This is a genomic window from Paenibacillus barcinonensis, from assembly GCF_003217495.1.
Classification (GTDB): Bacteria; Bacillota; Bacilli; order Paenibacillales; family Paenibacillaceae; genus Paenibacillus; species Paenibacillus barcinonensis.
In genome coordinates this window covers 1-2,681 of sequence record NZ_QJSW01000055.1, presented here as the reverse complement: position 1 = coordinate 2,681, position 2,681 = coordinate 1, and the positions used below count along the sequence as shown (strand labels likewise).

Genomic DNA, 2,681 nt, shown 5'->3' with positions numbered 1-2,681 from the left:
AGCGGGACATACGCCCCGCCTGCTTTCCAGACAGCCAGTACAGCGACCAGCAGATCCACCGAACGCTCGGCGAGAATGCCCACGATGGACTCCCGGCCGACGGCACTTGCACGTAGTGTAGCCGCAAGGCAATTCGCCCGCACGTTCAGCTCTGCATATGTCAGGCGGTCGTTCTCATATACGACCGCTTCCGCTTCTGGCGTGTGCCCCGCCTGTTCCTCGAACAGCCGGTGGAACGCCGCCGCAGGAGCTAATTCAGGCTGCGCCGGATTAAACCCGCTGACTATTTCTTCTTTTTCTGCCGCGGTCAACAGATCCAGCTCCGCAATCGTCGCTGACGGGTTATGGAGAATGGATTCAAGCAGCTGCAAGTAGTGATTAGCCAACTTCTCTACCGTTTCAGTTCGATAAAGAGCCGTAGCATATTCAAACAGATATTCCAAACCTTCCTCAATCTCCGTAACGTCCAGGCTGAGATCGAATTTAGAAACAATCTCTTCACTGGCATACGTGGACAAATGCAGTCCCGGAAGCTGGATTTCCACATTCTCTGTATTTTGCAAAGCAAACATCGTATCAAACAATGGATGGCGGCGTAAATCACGAGCCACGTTCACCCGATCCACCAGTTCCTCGAACGGGTAATTCTGATGTTCAAAAGCACCCAGCGTTGTCTCCTTGATTTCCTTCAAATAGTCAAGGAACGTCTTTCCAGCAGTCGGATAACTGCGGATCGCCAAGGTATTCACAAACATCCCGATCAGCGGCTGAACATCGCTGTGATTTCTGCCTGCAATCGGCGTACCAACCACCACGTCTTCTTGCCCTGAATATTTGTGCAAAAGCACGTTATATGCCGCAAGCAAAACCATGTACAGTGTTGCTCCATTCTCGGCTGCAAGTCGTTTCAGACCCTCGCTCTTCTCACGATTCATAAACAGCTGCAGCGAGCTTCCCTCGTAGCTCTGCATAGCTGGACGCGGATAGTCCGTCGGCAATTCCAGAACCGGCAGTTCTCCCTGGAACATATCGAGCCAGTAGGCTTCCTGCTTGGCAAGCAGAGCTTTTTGCTTGTCCGATTGCTGCCATACTGCATAATCTTTGTACTGAATGCGAAGCGGTTCCAACGATTCCCCACTGTACAGGTGCACGAACTCTTCGATCAGTACGTCCATCGAAACACCATCAGATACAATATGGTGTGTATCAAACATTAGAATATGCCTGTCCGGGGCCAGCTTGGCAAGACCCACCCGTAACAGCGGAGGCTTCGCCAGATCAAACGCACGAACGAATTGGCGCACCGTTTCTTCCGCCTGTTCCTCGCTGATCTGCACATATTCCACCTCGAAGGCGGCTTCCTCATAAATCCGCTGGACTGCTTCGCCTTGTACCATCTCAAAGCCGGTACGTATCGTTTCATGACGAGCCACAAGCCCGCGAAACGCTTCTTCAAACCGCTGCCGGTCAAGCTGACCTTCGAGCAGCATAGCCCCCGGAATGTTGTAGCTCAGCTCTGCCCCTTCCAACTGATTCAAAATATAAAGACGTTTCTGCGCGGAAGAAAGCGGATAATATTTTCTTTCGTCCGCAACCGGAATAGCCTTGAACGTGCCAACCTCCAGCCGCTCCACAGCAGCAGCCATTTCCTCAACTGTCGAATAGCTGAATACATCGCGAAGCGGGAATTCGATATCCAGTTGCTTGTGCATTTTGCTGACCAGCGTCGTCGCCCGCAGGGAGTGTCCACCAAGGTCGAAGAAATTGTCCGTTACACCTACCGCCTTATCTCGAACCAGCACATCCTGCCAGATGGCGGCAAGCTTCGCCTCCAGTTCGGTACGCGGTGCCACGTATTCACGCCCTCCAGCTGCCCCACCTTCTGGCGCGGGTAGTGCCTTCCGGTCGATTTTCCCATTCGGTGTTAGAGGCAAGCGCTCCAGTTTGACGAAGTACGACGGGATCATGTACCCTGGCAGATCGCTGGCAAGCGCTCTTTTCAACTCCGTAGCCGTCACATCTTCTTCCACTGTATAATACGCGCACAACGCTTTCTGACCTTCCTGATCTTCCCTGACAACAACGATCGCTTCCTTCACGCCAACGACACTCAGCAGCTTCGCTTCGACTTCGCCCGTCTCGATCCGGTAACCCCGGATTTTCGCCTGGTTGTCGATCCGGCCGATGAAGTCCACGTTCCCGTCTTCCATCCACCGTGCCAAGTCTCCTGTGCGATACAGACGCTCACCCGCAGCGAACGGGCTGTCTACAAACTTCTCTTCCGTCAGCTCAGCCCGGTTCAAATACCCCCGCGCCACGCCTACGCCGCCGATCACCAGTTCACCCAGCACGCCGACTGGCACCGGATTCAGATGTGCATCCACGATGTAAAACTTCGCGTTCAGCCACGCTTTGCCAATCGGTACATGACCTGTCTGCGGCAGTCTATTCAGCGGTTCGTCATAGAAACTGGAGTCGATGGCCGCTTCCGTGACACCGTAGGCGTTAATGATGCGGAACGACGAGCCAAAACGCTCCTGCAGGGTGCGGTAATCTGCCACACTACAGCTGTCCGAGCTGGTAATTAACAGCTCCATCCCGCTGATCTCCAGCTGCTGCTCATACACATACTCCATGAACGGCACGATCAGCGCTGGTGTCGATTCGAAAATTGTCACCTG

Annotated in this window: 1 protein-coding gene; it reads right to left on the bottom strand. The window is 53.7% G+C overall.

Annotation, left to right across the window (positions count from 1 at the left end; genetic code table 11):
- A partial coding sequence (locus DFQ00_RS28545) for a condensation domain-containing protein (RefSeq protein WP_146236243.1) occupies positions 1–2,681 on the bottom strand: 2,681 nt, incomplete at both ends.